The organism is Virgisporangium ochraceum (assembly GCF_016863655.1).
Classification (GTDB): Bacteria; Actinomycetota; Actinomycetes; order Mycobacteriales; family Micromonosporaceae; genus Virgisporangium; species Virgisporangium ochraceum.
Genome location: NZ_BOPH01000125.1, coordinates 1 through 17,857, shown reverse-complemented (window position 1 = coordinate 17,857; position 17,857 = coordinate 1). Strand labels below are relative to the sequence as shown.

The 17,857-nt window shown below is 73.1% G+C and carries 15 protein-coding genes; 6 read left to right on the top strand and 9 right to left on the bottom strand.

Features of this window, described 5'->3' with window-relative positions:
* The first annotated feature begins 47 nt into the window (after positions 1-47).
* Genes Voc01_RS43495 through Voc01_RS43480 form a run of 4 tightly spaced genes read left to right on the top strand, consistent with a single transcriptional unit; the run spans position 48 to position 3,005 of the window.
* The gene (locus tag Voc01_RS43495; protein ID WP_203933606.1) at positions 48-1,085 is read left to right on the top strand and encodes a Rieske 2Fe-2S domain-containing protein; all 1,038 of its coding nucleotides are present in this window, start codon (positions 48-50) and stop codon (positions 1,083-1,085) included.
* Between the two features lie 14 nt (positions 1,086-1,099).
* Positions 1,100-1,330 (top strand): hypothetical protein, encoded by a 231-nt coding sequence (locus Voc01_RS43490; RefSeq protein ID WP_203933605.1) that lies wholly within the window; start codon positions 1,100-1,102, stop codon positions 1,328-1,330.
* 2 nt (positions 1,331-1,332) lie between these two features.
* Positions 1,333-2,268, top strand: coding sequence for a PDR/VanB family oxidoreductase (locus tag Voc01_RS43485; RefSeq protein ID WP_239160914.1), 936 nt, complete (start codon positions 1,333-1,335; stop codon positions 2,266-2,268).
* Positions 2,223-3,005: an IclR family transcriptional regulator gene (locus Voc01_RS43480; protein WP_239160921.1), complete on the top strand. Its 783-nt coding sequence runs from the start codon at positions 2,223-2,225 to the stop codon at positions 3,003-3,005. The genes Voc01_RS43485 and Voc01_RS43480 overlap by 46 nt, the downstream gene beginning before the upstream one ends.
* On the opposite strand, the gene Voc01_RS43475 is transcribed toward Voc01_RS43480, so the two are convergent.
* Genes Voc01_RS43475 through Voc01_RS43465 form a run of 3 tightly spaced genes read right to left on the bottom strand, consistent with a single transcriptional unit; the run spans position 2,988 to position 7,188 of the window.
* Positions 2,988-4,943 (bottom strand): acetyl/propionyl/methylcrotonyl-CoA carboxylase subunit alpha, encoded by a 1,956-nt coding sequence (locus Voc01_RS43475; protein ID WP_203933604.1) that lies wholly within the window; start codon positions 4,941-4,943, stop codon positions 2,988-2,990. The two genes, Voc01_RS43480 and Voc01_RS43475, sit on opposite strands and share 18 nt — an antisense overlap.
* An 11-nt stretch (positions 4,944-4,954) precedes the next feature.
* Positions 4,955-6,523 carry a carboxyl transferase domain-containing protein gene (locus Voc01_RS43470; RefSeq protein ID WP_203933603.1) on the bottom strand — a complete coding sequence of 523 codons (1,569 nt, stop codon included), beginning with the start codon at positions 6,521-6,523 and terminating at the stop codon, positions 4,955-4,957.
* Entirely contained in the window at positions 6,520-7,188 is a 669-nt protein-coding gene (locus Voc01_RS43465; RefSeq protein ID WP_203933602.1) for a TetR/AcrR family transcriptional regulator, read from the bottom strand. Before Voc01_RS43465 ends, Voc01_RS43470 begins: the two co-directional genes overlap by 4 nt.
* Positions 7,189-7,283: 95 nt before the next feature.
* Here Voc01_RS43465 and Voc01_RS43460 point away from each other — a divergent pair, with 95 nt between their 5' ends.
* Entirely contained in the window at positions 7,284-8,288 is a 1,005-nt protein-coding gene (locus Voc01_RS43460) for an alpha/beta fold hydrolase (RefSeq protein ID WP_203933601.1), read from the top strand.
* Between the two features lie 112 nt (positions 8,289-8,400).
* The gene (locus Voc01_RS43455; RefSeq protein WP_203933600.1) at positions 8,401-9,411 is read left to right on the top strand and encodes an LLM class flavin-dependent oxidoreductase; all 1,011 of its coding nucleotides are present in this window, start codon (positions 8,401-8,403) and stop codon (positions 9,409-9,411) included.
* A gap of 6 nt (positions 9,412-9,417) precedes the next feature.
* Here Voc01_RS43455 and Voc01_RS43450 read toward each other — a convergent pair whose 3' ends face one another.
* From Voc01_RS43450 to Voc01_RS43425, 6 genes are read right to left on the bottom strand one after another with little or no spacing between them, the layout of a single operon-like run.
* Positions 9,418-9,750, bottom strand: a complete 333-nt coding sequence (locus Voc01_RS43450; protein ID WP_203933599.1) for a cupin domain-containing protein — start codon at positions 9,748-9,750, stop codon at positions 9,418-9,420.
* 8 nt (positions 9,751-9,758) lie between these two features.
* Positions 9,759-10,964: an MFS transporter gene (locus Voc01_RS43445; RefSeq protein WP_239160913.1), complete on the bottom strand. Its 1,206-nt coding sequence runs from the start codon at positions 10,962-10,964 to the stop codon at positions 9,759-9,761.
* Positions 10,961-11,695, bottom strand: a complete 735-nt coding sequence (gene narI, locus Voc01_RS43440) for a respiratory nitrate reductase subunit gamma (RefSeq protein WP_203933597.1) — start codon at positions 11,693-11,695, stop codon at positions 10,961-10,963. Before narI ends, Voc01_RS43445 begins: the two co-directional genes overlap by 4 nt.
* Positions 11,692-12,312, bottom strand: a complete 621-nt coding sequence (gene narJ, locus Voc01_RS43435) for a nitrate reductase molybdenum cofactor assembly chaperone (protein ID WP_203933596.1) — start codon at positions 12,310-12,312, stop codon at positions 11,692-11,694. Before narJ ends, narI begins: the two co-directional genes overlap by 4 nt.
* Positions 12,309-13,940, bottom strand: a complete 1,632-nt coding sequence (gene narH, locus Voc01_RS43430) for a nitrate reductase subunit beta (RefSeq protein ID WP_203933595.1) — start codon at positions 13,938-13,940, stop codon at positions 12,309-12,311. Before narH ends, narJ begins: the two co-directional genes overlap by 4 nt.
* The gene (locus Voc01_RS43425) at positions 13,940-17,602 is read right to left on the bottom strand and encodes a nitrate reductase subunit alpha (RefSeq protein WP_203933594.1); all 3,663 of its coding nucleotides are present in this window, start codon (positions 17,600-17,602) and stop codon (positions 13,940-13,942) included. The genes narH and Voc01_RS43425 overlap by 1 nt, the downstream gene beginning before the upstream one ends.
* Positions 17,603-17,857 lie beyond the last annotated feature (255 nt).

Here is a 17,857-nt window from a genome sequence, read left to right as displayed (position 1 = left end):
GGAAATGTCGCTTCCGCCGGGTCGTGACCGCGCCCACACTGACGCCCATGACCTCGATCGTGCGCAACCAGTGGTACGTGGCGGCATTCGGCCGGGAGGTCGGCCGGGAACCGTTCAGCCGCACGGTCTGCGGCGAGTCCATCCTCTTCTGGCGCACCGGCGACGGCCGGGTCACCGCGATGAGCGACCGCTGCGTGCACCGCCGGTTCCCGTTGTCGGAACCGCCCAGCCACCTCGTCGGCGACACCGTCGTCTGCGGCTACCACGGCTTCACCTACGGCGCCGACGGCGTGTGCGTCGCCGTCCCCGGCCAGACCCGGATCCCGCGTACGGCGCGGCTCAGGACGTATCCGGTCGTCGAACAGGACTCCTTCGTGTGGGTGTTCATCGGTGACCCGCACAGCGCGGCGACTTTGCCGGTCCCGCGGGCGCCGTGGCTGGACATGGCGGGCTGGACGACCGTGTCGGGCATGGAGCCGCTCGCGGCGCGCGCCAGCCTGCTCGTCGACAACCTGATGGACCTGTCGCACGAGACGTATCTGCACGGCGGATACATCGGCACGCCCGAGGTGGCCGACACCCCGATCACCACCGAGGTCGACGACGCGGCCGGCGTCGTCCACGTCTCCCGGCGGATGGCCGACGCCGCCTGCCCGCCGTTCTACGCGAAGAGCACCGGCATCACCGGGCGGATCACGCGCTGGCAGGACATCGAGTTCACCCCGCCGTGCCTCTACACGCTCCACAGCCGCGTCGCACCGGTCGGCGTGCTCCCGAACGCCGACGGCACCGACCCGGACGCGTTCCACGTCGAGGTCGTGTACGCGATCACCCCGGAGACGGAGTCGTCGACCCACGACTTCTGGGCCGTCGCCCGCGACTTCGCCCTCGACGACGAGCAGGTGTCGGACTTCCTGCGCGAGAGCAACCGCACCGTCGTGCTCCAGGACGTGGCGGCGTTGAACGTCCTGGAGCGCGTGCTGACCGGCGAGCCGGACGGCTACCAGGAACTGTCGATCAACATCGACACGGGCGGCCTGGCCGCCCGGAAGATGATCGCCCGCCTCGCGGCCGGTGCGCCGTGAGCGGCCGGCCCGGCGTGAGCCGTCGGACCCGGGTCGGCTGGCTGCCGGGCTCCGACCGTCTCCACGGCACGTGCCACTGCGGCGCGCGGGCCGAGGCCGACGATCCGGTGCGGCTGTGGGAGTGGCTGTCGGCGCATCCGGCGCACGCATCCGTAACCGAGCCGGTCGAAACGCCAGCGGAGCCGCCGGCTCATCTGGTCACCGATCCGGCGCTCATCCGCCGCCGCCCCACCGTCCCGGCCTGACAGTGCGCGACGAGGTGGACCTCCGGTTGCGCGTCACCCGCCGGGTGGCCGGCGCCGAGGGCGTCGCCGTGCTGGACCTCGCCGACGCGACCGGAGCACCGTTGCCGCCCTGGGACCCGGGCGCGCACATCGACCTGCGGCTGCCCGGTGGCATGGTCCGGCAGTACTCGCTGTGCGGGGACCCGGCCGACCGCACGACGTGGCGCATCGGGGTCCTGCGGGAACCGGACGGGCGCGGCGGGTCCGCACACGTGCACGACGCCGTGCGGGAGGGCACCGTGGTCGACGCCCGCGGGCCGCGCAACCACTTCGCGCTCGTCGACGCGCCGCGCTACCTGTTCATCGCCGGCGGCATCGGCGTCACCCCGATCGTTCCCATGGTCGCGGCCGTCGCGGCCGCGGGCGCGCACTGGGACCTGCACTACGGCGGCCGCAGCCGCCGGTCGATGGCGTTCCTGGACGCGCTGGGCGCGCGCGCGACCCTGTACCCGCAGGACGAGGTGGGCCTCATCGACCTCGACCGCGTCCTGGGCCGTCCCCTCGCCGGCACCGCGGTCTACTGCTGCGGGCCGGAACCGTTGCTGTCGGCCGTCGAACGGCGGTGCGCGGCCTGGCCGGCCGGCAGCCTGCACGTCGAACGGTTCGCGCCCCGCGCCGCGGCCGGCCCGCTGGAGGCGTTCGAGGTGGAGCTCGCCGCGAGCGGGTTGACCCTGACCGTCCCGCCGAACCAGTCTGTGCTGCGGGCGCTCGAGGAGGCCGGGGTCGAGGTGCTCTCGTCATGCCGGGAGGGAACGTGCGGAACCTGCGAGACGCCGGTGCTGGCGGGCCGGGTCGACCACCGGGACTCGCTGCTGACCCCGGACGAACGGGCGGCCAACGACACGATGTTCGTCTGTGTGTCCCGGGCGGCGGGGCCGAGACTGGTCCTGGACCTCTGACCCGTGCGAGCGCGGGCGGCAAGCTGCTCGCGGTCCTCGACGCGTTCTCCCGCGACCGGCCCGCGCTCACGCTGTCCCAGATCGCCCGCGGCGTCGGCCTGCCGGTCTCGACCGCGCACCGCCTGGTCGCCGAACTGGTCGCCTGGGGCGGCCTCGAACGCGGCCCCGACGGGCGCTACCGCATCGGCCTGCGGGTGTTCGAGCTCGGCGCGCTCGCCCCGCGCGGCCTCGGCCTGCGCGAGGCCGCGTTGCCGTTCATGGAGGACCTGTACGAGGTGACGCACGAGAACGTGCAACTGGCCGTGCGCGACCACGACGAGGTGGTGTTCGTCGAGCGGTTCGCCGCCCGTGACGCCGTCGCCGTGCTGACCCGCGTGGGTGGGCGCTTCGCGATGCCGCCGACCGGGGTCGGGCTCGTGCTCCTGGCCCACGCGCCGCCCGACGTGCAGGAGCGGGTGCTGGCCGCGCCGCTGACCCGGTTCACCGCGCACACGGTCACCGACCCGCGCCGGCTGCGACGGCTGCTGGCCGACGTCCGCCGCACCGGTTACGCCGTCAGCGACCGCCAGGTCACCGACGACGCGGTGTCGGTCGCCGCGCCCGTCACCGCCGGCGACACGGTCGTCGCCGCCCTGTCGGTGGTGGTGCGCGGCAGCTCGGCGGCGGCGGTCCGCGGCGTGACCCCGACCGTGCGCGCCGCCGCACGCGGGATCTCCCGGCTACTGCAGGACGAGTAGCACCGCGTCCTTCGCGACGGTGGCACCGGCGCGGGCCCGCAGGTCGCTGACCGTGCCGTCGACCGGGGCGGTGAGCACGTGCTCCATCTTCATCGCCTCCACGACGACCAGCCGCTGCCCCGCCGACACCTGCTGGCCCTCGGTGACCTCGACGACGGTCACGGTGCCGGGCATCGGCGAGAGCACCGGACCGCCGGCGCCCGCGGCGCCGGTGGAGGCGGCGGCGTCGAGCGCCTCGTGCTCGCGGATCGCCCACGTGTGGCCGTCGCGGGCGATCCACAGCGTGCCGTCGGCGGCGCGGGCCGCGACGTAGGTCCGGCTCACCCCGTCCTGGGAATGGATGCGTGGACCCGTCGAGGTGCGCACCGGCGCCCCACCGGCGATGGACACCTCGGCGTCGGCGGCGCGGCCGCGGGAGCGGACCTCGACGGGGGCGTGGCCCTGCACCTCCAGGGTGCGGGTGGTCCAGGCGTCCTCGCCCAGGCGCCAACCGCCGGGGATGTCGAACGGGTCCACGACCGGTGCGGACGGTTCCAGCCCGAGCAGGGCGATGCCGGTCGCGGCGCCGAGGACGTCGTCGGGCACCTCCCGGGCGGTGAGGTCGGCGAGCCTGCGTTCGACGAGGCCGGTGTCGAGGTTCCCGGCGCGCACGTCCGGGTCGGCGAGCAGCGCGCGCAGGAACGCCAGGTTGCTGCCGAGGCCGAGCAGCACGGTGTCGCGGAGGGCGGCGTCGAGCCGTCTGATCGCGGCGGCCCGGTCCGGCCCGTGCGCGATGATCTTGGCGAGCATCGGGTCGTAGTCGGAGCCGACCACGCCGCCCTCCGCGATCCCGGCGTCGGTGCGCACGCCCGCCGGCGCGCGCCAGGCCAGGACGCGCCCGCCGGTCGGCAGGAAGCCGGCGGCGGGGTCCTCGGCGTAGACGCGGACCTCGATCGCGTGTCCGTCGGGTCGGAGGACCGCCGGCCACGGCGCCCGCTCGCCGGCCGCGACCCGCAGCTGCGCCTCGACCAGGTCGACGCCGTACACCTCCTCGGTGACCGGGTGCTCGACCTGCAGCCGGGTGTTCATCTCCATGAAGAACCAGTCGTCGGGGCGGTTGCCGTCGACGATGAACTCCACGGTGCCCGCACCGGCGTAGCCGCAGGCGCGGGCGGCCTCGCACGCGGCGGCGCCCATCGCCTCCCGCTGGTCGGCGGTGAGCAGCGGCGACGGCGCCTCCTCGACGATCTTCTGGTGCCGCCGCTGCAGCGAGCACTCCCGCTCGCCCAGGTGCACGACCGTGCCGTGGGTGTCGGCGAGAACCTGGAGCTCGATGTGCCGCGGGTTGGTGACCAGCCGCTCGACCAGCAGCGTGTCGTCGCCGAACGAGCCCCTCGCCTCGCGGCGGGCCGACGCGATCGCGTCACGCAGGTCCTCCGCCCGGTGGACCGCGCGCATGCCCTTCCCGCCGCCACCCGCCGACGGCTTGAGCAGCACCGGGTAGCCGACCCGCTCGACGGCGAGCGCGAGCTCGTCGTCGGACAGCCCCGAGCCGTCGGAGCCCGGCACGACGGGGACGCCGGCCTTGGCGACGGTCTCCTTCGCGCGGATCTTGTCGCCCATCGCCTCGATCGCCGACGCGGGCGGCCCGACGAACACGATGCCGGCCCGCTCGCACGCGGCCGCGAACGCGGTGTTCTCGGACAGGAAGCCGTAGCCGGGGTGGATCGCCTCCGCCCCGGTGGCCTTCGCCGCGTCGATGACCCGGTCGATCGACAGGTACGACTCCGCCGCCGCCGCGGGCCCCAGCCGCACCGCCACGTCGGCCGCGGCGACGTGCGGAGCGCCGGCGTCCGCGTCGGAGTACACCGCCACCGACCGGATCCCCAGCCGGCGCAGCGTGCGCATGACCCGCACCGCGATCTCCCCGCGGTTGGCCACGAGAACAGTCGAGAACATGGTCGGGGTCCTCACATCCGGAAGACGCCGAAGGCCGGCTCGGCCAGCGGCGCGTTGGCGGCGATCGACAGCGACAGGCCCAGGACCATGCGGGTGTCGGCGGGGTCGATGACGCCGTCGTCCCAGATCCGGGCGGTCGAGTAGTACGGGTGGCCCTGCGTCTCGTACTGGGCGCGGATGACGTCGGGGTCCACCCGGCCGACGGTCCCGAGCACGGTGGCGGCCTGCTCGCCGCCCATCACCGAGATCCGCGCGTTGGGCCACATGAACAGGAACCGGGGCGAGTACGCCCGGCCGCACATGGCGTAGTTCCCGGCGCCGAACGAGCCGCCGATCACCACGGTCAGCTTCGGGACCCGCGTCGACGCCACCGCGGTGACCATCTTCGCGCCGTTCTTCGCGATGCCGCCGGCCTCGTACTCGCGGCCGACCATGAACCCGGAGATGTTCTGCAGGAACACCAACGGGACCCCGCGCTGGTCGCACAGCTCCACGAAGTGTGCGCCCTTGAGCGCCGACTCGGAGAACAGGATCCCGTTGTTCGCCACGATCCCGACCGGGTGGCCGTGGATGCGCGCGAACCCGGTGACCAGCGTCGTGCCGTACCCGGCCTTGAACTCGTGCAGTCGCGACCCGTCGACGACCCGCGCGATCACCTCGCGCACGTCGTACGGGATCCGGGAGTCGGTCGGCACGGCCGCGTACAGGTCGGCCGGGTCGACCACCGGGGCCTCGGTCGGCGCCACGTCCCAGGGGCGCGGGGCGCGCGGTCCCAGCGTCGACACGATCGACCGGACGATCCGCAGGGCGTGCGCGTCGTCGTTGGCCAGGTGGTCGGTGACGCCCGAGACCCGCGAGTGCAGGTCGCCGCCGCCCAGCTCCTCGGCGGTGACCACCTCGCCGGTGGCCGCCTTCACCAGCGGCGGCCCGCCCAGGAAGATCGTCCCCTGGTCGCGGACGATCACCGCCTCGTCGGACATCGCCGGCACGTAGGCGCCGCCTGCCGTGCACGACCCCAGCACCGCGGCGATCTGCGGGATGCCGAGGCCCGACATCTGCGCCTGGTTGTAGAAGATCCGCCCGAAGTGCTCGCGGTCGGGGAACACCTCGTCCTGCCGCGGGAGGAACGCGCCGCCCGAGTCGACCAGGTAGATACAGGGCAGCCGGTTGTGCAGCGCCACCTCCTGCGCCCGCAGGTGCTTCTTGACCGTCATCGGGTAGTAGGTGCCGCCCTTGACCGTGGCGTCGTTCGCGACCACCACACACTCCCGGCCCGACACCCGCCCGACCCCGGTGATCATCCCGGCCGCCGGTGCGTCGCCGTCGTAGAGGCCGTGCGCGGCCAGCGGCGACAGCTCCAGGAACGGCGACCCGGGGTCGAGGAGGGAGTCGACCCGGTCGCGCGGCAGCATCTTGCCCCGCTCGACGTGCCGCGCCCGCGACCGCGCCGGTCCACCCAGCCGGGCCGTGGCGAGCTGGGCGTTGAGGTCGGCGACGAGCGCCCGGTGCGACTCCGCGTTGCGGACGGCCTGCTCACCACCCGGGTCGACGGTGCTGCGCAGCGCGGCTGCGGTGGTCATGCGGATTCCTCCCGTGACGTCGTCGAGGTGGGCGGCTCGCAGGCCAGCCGCACCGGTGGGGCGAGGGGACCGAGGTCCGCCAGGTGCAGGACGGGGGTGCCGACCATGCGGCAGGTGAACTCGATGAAGCGCTCCTGCAGGGTCTCCAGGTCGACCCGCCCGCCCGACTGGTACCAGTTCGCCACGCCGTTGCACATCCCGAGCAGGCCGAGCCGGGCCAGCCGGACGTCGGTCAGCGCGAACACCGCCGTGCGGGCGCCGCGGTCGAGCACCCGGGCGAACATCGCCTCGTAGTCGTCGCGCATGCCGACCAGCTCGGCCCGCGTGGCCGGGGACAGCGCCCGGACCTCGTGGTCGGTGACCCGCGTGGTCTGCGGGTTGACCGCCGAGAAGCCCACGTGGACGGCGACGAGCCGGGCGAGCTGGACGGCCGGGCCGTCCGGGACGCCGGGGCCGTCCACCGCGTCGCGCGCCGACCGCAGCAGCTCGGCCAGCGCGTCGCGCATGACGCCGGCGAGCAGGTCCTCCTTGGCGCCGGCGTAGTGGTACAGGGTGGCCGACGTGAGGCCGACCGCGCGGCCCAGCTCGCGGATGCCGGTGCCGGCGTAGCCCTGCCGCGCGAACAGCGACACGGCCGCCTGACGCACGGCGTCGACCCCGGTCATCTCCACCACTCTATCGATCGATCGATTGGGCGGGTCCATTCTACTGTCGGGAACTCGTCGCCGCTCCCGGTCGGCCGGGCTGGCACGCTGACCTGGTGAGGTTCGTATCCACGCCGGCCGGCCAGGTCGCGTACTCGGTCACCGGCAGCGGTCCGCCGCTGGTCTACCTGCTCGGCTGGATCTCCCACCTGGAGCTGATGTGGGACCTGCCCGACCACCGCCGGTTCGTCGAGGAGCTCGCGCGGGAGTACACCGTCATCCGGTACGACCGGGTCGGCTGCGGCCTGTCCAACCGGTCCCGTGACGACTTCACGCTGGAGTCGGAGCTGGCTGTCCTCGACGCGCTGACCGGCCAGCTCGGCCTCGACCGCTACGCCCTGCTGGGGTCGTGCGAGGGCGGGCAGGTGGCGGCCGCGCACGCGGCCCGGCGTCCCGACGCCGTGACGGCCCTGCTGGTCTACGGCAGCTGCGCCGACGGCGGGCAGCTCGCACCCGCCGACGTGCGGGCCTCGGTCCTGTCGACGGTGCGGGCGCACTGGGGTCTCGGATCCCGGGTCCTCGCGGACATCTGGCTGCCCGACGCCCCGGCGGAGTCCGTCGCCGGCTTCGCCCGGTTGCAGCGCGGCGCCGCGACCGCCGGGATGGCCGCCGACCTCCTGGACATGTACTACCGCATGCGCGTCGGCGCGGTACTGCCCGCGATCCGGGTGCCCACGCTGGTCCTGCACCGGCGCGGCAGCCGGGCCGTGCCGTTCGATCTCGGCCGCCGCATGGCCGGGCTCATCCCCGGCGCGCAGCTCGTGGCGCTGGAGGGCCGGGCACAGCCGATCTACGCCGAGCGGGTCGACGCCGCCGTCGGCGCCATCCGGTCGTTCCTCGACCGGCACGCGCCCGCCGCCGGCGCGGTGACCGCCACGAAGCCGGTCACCGCGCGGGAACGCCAGGTGGCCGCGCTCCTCGCGGCGGGCCTGACCAACGCCGACATCGGCCGCCGGCTCGGCGTGTCGGTCCGCACGGTCGACGCGCACCTGGAGCACCTGCGCAACAAGCTGGGGGTCCGCACCCGCGCCCAGATCGCCGTGTGGTCGGCCGCCGGCTAGGTAGTTCCCGCGGCGGCCAGCTCGGGAGTGTCGGGAAGCCGCCCGGCCGGGAGCGGCCCGGGTAGGTAGGACGACCGATTCGCTCCCGCGCCGGCGGACCTACCTTTCGTGCATGCCAAACCTGAACACCCGACGCGGGGTGGCCCTCACCCCGATGGAGGTCCGGCGCGATGTCATCGTGCGGACCGCGCTGCTCGCCGACGACCTCGGGTACGAGGTCTTCTCGGTGGCCGAGGGATGGGGCCTCGACGCCACGGTCGTGCTGGCCGAGATCGCCGTGAAGACGTCGCGGATCCGGCTGCTCGCCGGCATCCTCTCGGTGTGGGGCCGCAGCCCCGCCACGATCGCGATGAGCGCCGCCACCCTGCACCAGCTCTCCGAGGGCCGGTTCATCCTCGGGCTGGGAGCCAGTACCCGGCAGCTCGTCGAGGGCTGGCACGACACCGTGTTCACCGACCCGGCCGGCCGGCTCCGCGACGTCGCCACGGCCGTCCGCGCGCTGCTGGCCGGTGACCGGGCGGCGCTGCGCCACGCGCCCGGCGCCCGGGCGCTGCGGCTCGGCCTGCCCGCCGCGGCCGACGTGCCCATCTGGATGGCCGCCACCGGCGAGCGGACCCTGCCGGTGGCCGCCGACCTCGCCGACGGGTGGTACCCGATCTACCTGCGCCGCGACCGCTGCCGGGAACTGGCCGCCACGCTGCGACAGGGCCGCACCATGACCATCGCCGCGGGCCCCTTCACCGTGGTCGACCGGAACGTCGACGACGCACGGGCCGCCGTGGCCGCGTGCACCGCCCAGTACATGGCCCGGATGGGCGACCTCTACCCGGCCCTGGTCACCGCGCAGGGCCTCGGCGCCGAGGTCGACCTGACCCGGGCCGCCAACCCGCTGCAGCACCGCGGCGCCGGCGTCGTCCCCGACGCGGCGGAACCCCTGCTCGACGAGTTCACCGCGTACGGCCATCCCGACACCGTGCGCCAGCAACTGGACCGGTGGGCCGACACCGCCGACATCACGATGATCGGTCTGCCACCGGGCCTGCCCTGGGCACAGATCGAGGCCACGCTCCTGGCCGCGGCACCGTCACGCATCCCGGCGGCACTCGCAAGGCTCGGGTCGTGACCTCGGCTATGGAGCGAATGCCACGGTCAGCAGCACCACGCTGTCGGTCAGGGCCTCGAGGCTGTGCCGGGCGTCAGGTACCGGGAGCAGGTCGCCGGTGGTGGCGTCGTGGGCTTCGGTGCCGGTGACCATCCGGACCTCGCCGCGCAGGACGTGGACCGTTGCCTCACCGGGGTTCTCGTGCTCGTCGAGGCGGTGCCCCGCGGCCAGCGCGATGAGGGTCTGCCGGAGAGCCCGGTCGTGGCCGCCGACGACGGTCTTCGCGCTGCGCCCGCTGGCGGCGGAGCGGGCGGCGGCGAGGTGCTCGGCGGCGAGGTCGGTCAATGAGTGCGTGCGCACGCGGTCCCCTAGCTTTCGGCCCGTGCCGCGACGGGCGGTGAGACGCCGCCGGCGGCGGACGTGGTGGACAGGCCGCGCATCCGGACCGCGGTGTAGACCGCGGCGGCCAACGCGACGTCGGACAGCAGCATGAGACCGATGGCGTACGAGCCCTCGACGCCGTACACCCAGCCCATGATCAGAGGCGGGACGAAGCCGCCGAGGCCGCCGGCCGCACCGACGACCCCGGTGACGGACCCGACCTTGTCGGCCGGCGCGACCTTGCCGACGAGCGCGAACACCGCGCCGCTCGCGGCGCCGAGCAGCGCGGCCATGGACAGGAACGCGATGGTCGCCACCGGAATCAGCGGCGGCTGGAACGCCTGCATGATCGCGAACACCGCGACACCCGAGAAGCACCACACGAGCACCGGCACCGGATGGAACCGGTCGGACAGCCAGCCGCCGGTCGGGCGCGCGGCCACCGCGAGCACGACGAACCCGGCGGTGCGCAGCGCGGCGTCGTTGGTGCTCAGGTCGTAGACCGTGCGCAGGTACGCGGGCAGGTAGACGCTGAACGCGACGAACCCGCCGAAGCCGACCGCGTACAGGAAGCACAACTGCCAGGTGACCGTCAGCCGGCCGACCTCGACGGTGCGCGCGAACGCCGACCCGGCCGGCGCGGTGCGGCCCGGCGCGTCACGCAGCACGGCGAACGCCAGCACCGCGTAGCCGGCGAGCAGGGCGGCCACGAGGACGAACGGCGTGTTCCTTCCGTAGGCGTCGGCCAGCTTGACGGTGGTGAAGTTGGCGATCGCCGTGCCACCGGTGCCGATGCCGAACACGCCGAGCGCGAAACCCTTGCGGGACGGCGGATACCACGCCGAGATGTGCGGGACCCCGATCGCGAACGTGGTGCCGCCGAGGCCGAGGAAGAAGCCGGCGACGATGAGGGCCGGGTAGCTCTCGACGACGGTGAGCGTCAGCACCGGCGCGATCGTCAGCAGGCTGAGGACCGGGAACATGACGCGGGCGCCGAACCGGTCGGTGAGCGCGCCGACCGGGATGCGGCCGAGCGAACCGACCACGACCGGCACGGCGACGAGCAGCGACTGCGCCGCGAAGCTGAGACCCAGGCGCTCCTTGATTCCGGGGCCCAGCGGGCCGATCAGCGCCCACGCCCAGAAGTTGACGGTGAAACCGAGGGTCGCGACGACCAGGTTGCGGGTTCTCATCTGCCACTCCCGTCCCATCCGCGTCGCGACGGACGCAACCCGGGGCGCGAACGCTCGTCACGGCTGCGGTAGACCACGTAGGGACGCGTGAGGTAACCGACGGGCGCGCTGAACGCGTGCACCAGCCGGGTGAACGGCCAGAACGCGAAGAGCGCGAACGCCGCGACGACATGGACCCGGAAGCTCGCCGGCACCCCGGCCATCAGGTCCGGGTCCGGTCGCAGGACGAACAGCGACCGGAACCACGGCGACACGGTCTCGCGGTAGTCGTAGCCACCGCCGGCGACGTTCGCCTTCACCGTCGCCCACAGGCCGAGAACGATGACGCCGCCCAGCACCACGTACATCGCCTTGTCGTTCCTCGTCGTGGCGGCGAACACCGGGCCGGTCAACCGGCGGCGTGCGATGAGCAGCGCCATGCCGATCAGCGTGCAGAGCCCGGCGACGGTGCCGATGAACACGGCCATCAGGTGGTAGGCGTGCTCGGTGACGCCGACGGCCTCGGTCCAGGACTTCGGGACCATCAGACCGCCGACGTGGCCGACGAGCACCAGGAGGACGCCGAAGTGGAACATCGGGCTGGCCCAGCGCAGCACGGCGGTCTCGTACAGCTGCGAGGACCGCGTGGTCCACCCGAACTTGTCGTACCGGTAGCGCCAGATGAGCCCGCCGACGAGCACGGCCACCGCGACGTACGGGTAGACCGCCCACAGCAGGACGTCGGTGTTCACCTGCGACCTCCGGTGGTGTCGACGAGCCCGTACGGCTCCAGGCCCACCTGCTCCTGCGGCGGGCCGGCACGGGCGAGGCGGGCGGCCGCGGCGAGCTCGGCCGGGCCGGCGGGCGGGAGCATCGCGCGCACGGCCTGGATCGCGTGCCGGTACAGCGACCGCTCCAGCGCCGTCGCGAGGAGGTCGAGACCGACCCGGTACTCGCGCAGCAGCCGCCAGCCCGATCCCCCGGCGGCATCGGCCGCGGCGAGGTCGAGCAGCGCCGGGAGGTGGTCGGGCAGCTCGCCGTCGACGACCTCCAACCCCGCCGCCTTGTAGACGGCCGCGACGTTCGCCAGCGCCTCGCCGCGCCGGCGGGTGTCGCCGCACGTGTAGTAGGTCAGGTGCAGGGCGCAGCGGCGGCGGAAGTCGAACAGTTCCACGTACTCGGCCTGCAGCTCACGGGTTCCAGTTCCGAGGCGGTGCCGTGCCACGGTGTGCAGCGGCGTGCCGACCTCGGCCGGCAGGCCGGGGAGCACGTCGAGGATCAGGGGCAGCGCGGCGAGCACCGTGTCGTCGGGGTAGCGCAGCAGGAGCGACGCGGAACGGGCCGCGACCGCACGCCAGGGGATCGTCACCGGTCGCTCTCGTCGCGCTTCGGTGGGAACATCCCGGCGGGACGGCCCCTGCCGTCCCACGTCAGGAGGTTCACCCTTCTGGGCACGTCGGTGACCTCGTCGGCGGTCTGCCGCTCGCGCAGCATGTGGAAGTTCTCCACGTCGATCGGTGCCGGGGTGCCGGACGCCTCACCGAACGGTCCGGAGGACGCCACGGGGCACTCGGTACCCAGTTGTTCCAGGCGGTGCGCGTCCTCGGCGTGCGCGGCGGGGATGACGTAACGCTCCTCGTACTTCGCGATCGCGAGCAGGCGGTACATGTCGTCCATCCCGGCTCCGGTCATGCCGACGGCCGCGGCGATGGACTCGTCGCGCGGCTCGCCGAGGTTGACCCGCCGCTGGTAGGCGCGCATCGCGGCGAGGCGGTTCAGCACCGCCCGCACCGGCGCGGGGTCGCCGGCGGTGAACAGCCCGGCGAGGTAGTCGACCGGAATGCGCAGCGCGTCGACGGCGCCGAACAGGTTGCCGGCGTTCTCGCCGTCGTGGCCGGTGTCGCGCAGCACGTCGACGACCGGCGACAGCGGCGGGATGTACCAGACCATCGGCATCGTGCGGTACTCCGGGTGCAGCGGCAGCGCCACCTCGTACTTCACGATGAGGTCCCAGATCGGTGACCGGCGTGCGGCGTCGATCCAGTCGTCCGGGATCCCGGCGCGGCCCGCGGCGGCGGCCACCTCCGGGTCGTGCGGGTCCAGGAACACCGACCGCTGCGCGGCGTACAGGTCCTTCTCGTCCTCCACCGCCGCGGCCTCCGCGACCGCGTCGGCGTCGTAGAGCATGAGACCGAGGTAGCGCAGCCGGCCGACGCACGTCTCCGAGCAGATGGTGGGCTGGCCGATCTCGATGCGGGGGAAGCAGAACGTGCACTTCTCCGCCTTGCCGGTGCGGTGGTTGAAGTACACCTTCTTGTAGGGGCAGCCGGTGACGCACATGCGCCAGCCCCGGCACCGGTCCTGGTCGACGAGCACGATGCCGTCCTCGGCCCGCTTGTAGATCGCGCCGGACGGGCACGACGCGGCGCACGACGGGTTGAGGCAGTGCTCGCAGATGCGCGGGAGGAAGAACAGGAACGCCTTCTCGTACTCCTGCTTCACGCGGTCGGACACCTGCCGCAGCACCGGGTCGCCGGCCGCGATCTCGTTGCCGCCGGCCAACGAGTCGTCCCAGTTGGCCGACCACGTCACCGTCGTGTCCTTCCCGGTCAGCAACGACTTCGGCCGCGCGACCGGGGTGTCGTCGCCGGCCGGCGCCGACAGCAGGTGCTCGTAGTCGTAGGTCCAGGGCTCGTAGTAGTCGCCCATCGACGGCAGCTTGGGGTTGGCGAAGATGCTGAACAGCTTGCGGAGCCGGCCACCGGCGCGCGGGCGCAGCTTGCCGCGCCGGGTGCGGACCCAGCCTCCCTGCCACCGCTCCTGGTCCTCGTAGGTGCGCGGGTAGCCCTGCCCGGGGCGGGACTCGACGTTGTTGAACCACACGTACTCGACGCCGGACCGGTTGGTCCACGCCTGCTTGCACGTCACCGAGCAGGTGTGGCACCCGATGCACTTGTCGAGGTTCATCACCATCGCCATCTGCGCCATCACCCGCATCAGTACTGCACCTCCTGCGAGCGCCGGCGGACGACGGTGACCTCGTCGCGCTGGTTTCCGGTCGGACCGAGGTAGTTGAACGCGAACGACAGCTGCGCGTACCCGCCGATGAGGTGGCTGGGCTTGATGAGCAGCCGGGTCAGCGAGTTGTGGATGCCGCCGCGGCGACCGTTGGTCTCCGCCTTCGGCACGTCGATCACCCGCTCCTGCGCGTGGTACATGTACACGGTCCCCTCGGGCATCTTGTGCGTGACGACGGCCCGGCACACCACGACGCCGTTGCGGTTGACGGCCTCGATCCACTCGTTGTCGGCGACGCCGATCTTCGCCGCGTCCACTTCGGACATCCACATCGTCGGACCGCCGCGCGACAGCGTCAGCATGATGAGGTTGTCCTGGTACTCGGAGTGGATCGACCACTTCGAGTGCGGCGTCAGGTACCGCACGGTCAGCTCCAGCTCGCCCTTGGGACCGAGCCGCGGTTCGCCGAACAGCTTGTGCATGTCCAGCGGTGGCCGGAACACCGGCAGCTCCTCGCCGAGCTCCTGCATCCAGTCGTGGTCGAGGTAGAAGTGCTGCCGGCCGGTGAGCGTGTGCCACGGCTTGAGCCGCTCGGTGTTGATGGTGAACGGCGAGTACCGCCGGCCGCCGTGCTCGCTGCCCGACCACTCCGGGCTCGTGATGACCGGCACCGGCCGCGACTGCGTGTCGGCGAACCGGATCTGCTTGCCCTCGTGCTCGCGGGCCAGGTCGGCCAACCGCTGTCCGGTCCGCCGCTCCAGCGCCTCGAACCCCTGCGTGGCCACGCGTCCGTTGGTCGTGCCCGACAGCAGGAGGATCGCCTCGCACGCGCGCACGTCGGTGTCCAGCCGCGGCCGACCGTCGGCGACGCCGCCGCGCACGGTGCCGTTGATGGACTTCAGTTGCTCGATCTCGGGACCGACGTCGACGGTGACGGCCTTGGTCGTGGTACCGAGCCGGTCGAGCAGCGGACCGAGTGCGGCCAGCTTCTCGGCGACGGCGCCGTAGTCGCGTTCGACCACCACGAACTTCGGCATCGTGCGGCCCGGCACGGCGTCGACCTCGCCGGTCCTCCAGTCCCGGACGACGCCGCCGGGCGTCGCCAACGCGTCGGCGGTGTCGTGCAGCAGCGGCGCCGCGACGAGGTCCCGCCGGACGCCGAGGTGGTCCTTCGCCAGCGCGGAGAACGCCTTCGCGATGCCGTGGAACGCGGTGAAGTCGGTACGGGTCTGCCACGGCGGGCTGATGGCCGGCGTGAACGCGTGCACGAACGGGTGCATGTCGGTGCTGTTGAGGTCGTGCTTCTCGTACCAGGTGGCGGCCGGCAGCACGATGTCGGAGAACAGCGTGGTCGACGTCATCCGGAAGTCGAGGCTGAGCAACAGGTCGAGCTTGCCCTCCGGCGCGTCGTCGCGCCACGTCACGTCGTGCGGGCGCTGGTCGGGCGGGGTCTCGGCCGCGCGCAGGTTCGAGTCGGTGCCGAGCAGGTGACGCAGGAAGTACTCGTTCCCTTTGGCGGAGGACCCGAGGAGGTTGGCCCGCCACACGATGAGCACCCGCGGCCAGTTCTCCGGCGCGTCCGGGTCGGTGCACGCGAAGCCGAGCCGGCCGTCGACCAGTTCCCGCGCGACGTGCGCGGCGGGGTTCTCCGGGTCGGCGGCGAGCGCCTCGTCGGCGACGTCGAGCGGGTTGCGGTCGAGCGTCGGCATGCTGGGCATCCAGCCGAGCCGGGCCGACTGCGCGATCAGGTCCATGGTGTGCCGGCCCGCGAACGTGCCCCGGCCGAGCGGAGACGCCAGGACGCCGGCGTCGTAGTGGTCGTAGCGCCACTGGTCGGTGTGGGTGTACCAGAACGCGGTCCCGATCATCTGGCGCGGCGGCCGCGACCAGTCGAGCCCGAACGCCAGGTGCGACCATCCGGTGACCGGCCGGCACTTCTCCTGCCCGACGTAGTGGGCCCACCCGCCGCCGTTGACGCCCTGGCACCCGGTGAGCGTGGTCAGCGCCAGCATCGCCCGGTAGGTCGTGTCGGAGTGGAACCAGTGGTTGGTGCCGGCGCCCATCAGGATCATCGACCGGCCGCCGGACCGGTCGGCGTTGTCGGCGAACTCGCGCGCGATGCGGGTCACCGCGGCGGCCGGAACGCCCGTGATCGGCTCCTGCCACGCCGGCGTGTACGGCTGCGCCGGGTCGTCGTAGCCGGCCGGCCACTCCCCCGGCAGACCCGGCCGGGCCACCCCGTACTGGGCCAGCATCAGGTCGAACACGGTGGTCACCAGCCGCCCGGCCACGGTGGTGGTGGGCACGCCCCGGTGCATCACCGCGGGCGCGTCGCCGTCGAAGCGCGGCAGCGCCACCGTGACGGGTGTACCGCCGGCGCAGGTCAGCTGCGGCTGGATGGCGCCGAGGTCGAGGTTCCACCTGCCGACGCCGGTCTCGCCGAAGCGGTGCCCGAGCGACCCGTTCGGCACCGCGGGCGCGCCCGCGGCCAGGTCCCACAGCACCGGGCGGAACGCCGCCTCGGCGCCGGTCTCACCGAGGTCGGCGGCGGTCAGGAACTTGCCCGGCCGGTACCCGTCGCCGTGCCGGTCGAGGGTCACCAGGTACGGCAGGTCGGTGTAGCGGCGGACGTAGTCGACGAAGCGGGGGGTGCGCCCGTCGACGAAGAACTCCTTGAGGATCACGTGACCCATCGCCATGGCGAGCGCGCCGTCGGTGCCCGGCTGGGCGGGCAGCCAGTCGTCGGCGAACTTCACGTTGTCGGCGTAGTCCGGCGAGACGACGACGACCTTCTGGCCGCGGTAGCGGGCCTCGGCCATCCAGTGGGCGTCGGGTGTACGGGTCACGGGAACGTTGGAGCCCCACATGATCAGGTAGGACGCGTCCCACCAGTCGCCGGACTCGGGCACGTCGGTCTGGTCGCCGAACATCTGCGGCGACGCGACCGGGAGGTCGGCGTACCAGTCGTAGAACGACAGCATGCTGCCGCCGATCAGCGACAGGAACCGGGCGCCCACGGCGTGGGAGACCATGCTCATCGCCGGGATCGGCGAGAACCCCGCCACGCGGTCGGGGCCGTACGTCGCGATCGCGTGCACGTGCGCGGCCGCGATCATCTCCTGCGCCTCGTCCCACGAGATCCGCACCAGCCCGCCCTTGCCCCGGGCCCGCTGGTACCGGCGCCGCCGTTCGGGGTCGTTCTGGATGTCGGCCCACGCCGCGACCGGGTCGCCGAGGCGGCCCTTGGCCTCCCGGTACAGCTCGACCAGCACCCCGCGCGCGTAGGGATAACGCACGCGCGTCGGCGAGTACGTGTACCAGGAGAACGCGGCACCCCGCGGGCAGCCGCGCGGCTCGTACTCCGGCCGGTCGGGCCCGACGCTCGGGTAGTCGGTCTGCTGCTGCTCCCAGGTGATGATGCCGTCGCGGACGTACACCTTCCAGGAGCACGAGCCGGTGCAGTTCACCCCGTGCGTGGAGCGCACGACCTTGTCGTAGGACCACCGGTCGCGGTAGAACGCGTCGGCCTCCCGTCCGCCGACCTGGTACAGCGCCCGCCCGTCGGGAGAGACCTCCGCCCGGCGCACGAGCCCGCCGAAGGCCAGCAACGCCCGTTCGGCACCGTCGGTTCCACCCGCCATGGGCACCTCCTCAGGTCCGGAAAGCCCGTCCTACCAGGTGTGCAGCGGTCCCCGCCTCACCTTCGGAGGACGACCTCACGGGGGGAGATCACCGGGCCGATCCCCATGGTGGGTGCCGGACGGCAATCGGCCCAGGGCCGTTGGACCCGTCATGCGGGTGTCGTTGGGCCCGGATGGACGTTCGTGTGCGGTCGTGGTGTGTGACTGTGGTTCGGACGCTCTGCCCTCGCGGGGTTCGGTTCTCTGTTGATCGTT

What these genes read in the sequence shown, in the direction of transcription:
- Voc01_RS43470 (WP_203933603.1), bottom strand. Translation starts at nt 6,523, where the DNA reads ATGACCACCGCAGCCGCGCTGCGCAGCACCGTCGACCCGGGTGGTGAG.
- Voc01_RS43465 (WP_203933602.1), bottom strand. Translation starts at nt 7,188, where the DNA reads ATGACCGGGGTCGACGCCGTGCGTCAGGCGGCCGTGTCGCTGTTCGCG.
- Voc01_RS43475 (WP_203933604.1), bottom strand. Translation starts at nt 4,943, where the DNA reads ATGTTCTCGACTGTTCTCGTGGCCAACCGCGGGGAGATCGCGGTGCGG.
- Voc01_RS43425 (WP_203933594.1), bottom strand. Translation starts at nt 17,602, where the DNA reads ATGGCGGGTGGAACCGACGGTGCCGAACGGGCGTTGCTGGCCTTCGGC.
- Voc01_RS43495 (WP_203933606.1), top strand. Translation starts at nt 48, where the DNA reads ATGACCTCGATCGTGCGCAACCAGTGGTACGTGGCGGCATTCGGCCGG.
- narH (WP_203933595.1), bottom strand. Translation starts at nt 13,940, where the DNA reads ATGCGGGTGATGGCGCAGATGGCGATGGTGATGAACCTCGACAAGTGC.
- Voc01_RS43445 (WP_239160913.1), bottom strand. Translation starts at nt 10,964, where the DNA reads ATGAGAACCCGCAACCTGGTCGTCGCGACCCTCGGTTTCACCGTCAAC.
- Voc01_RS43455 (WP_203933600.1), top strand. Translation starts at nt 8,401, where the DNA reads ATGCCAAACCTGAACACCCGACGCGGGGTGGCCCTCACCCCGATGGAG.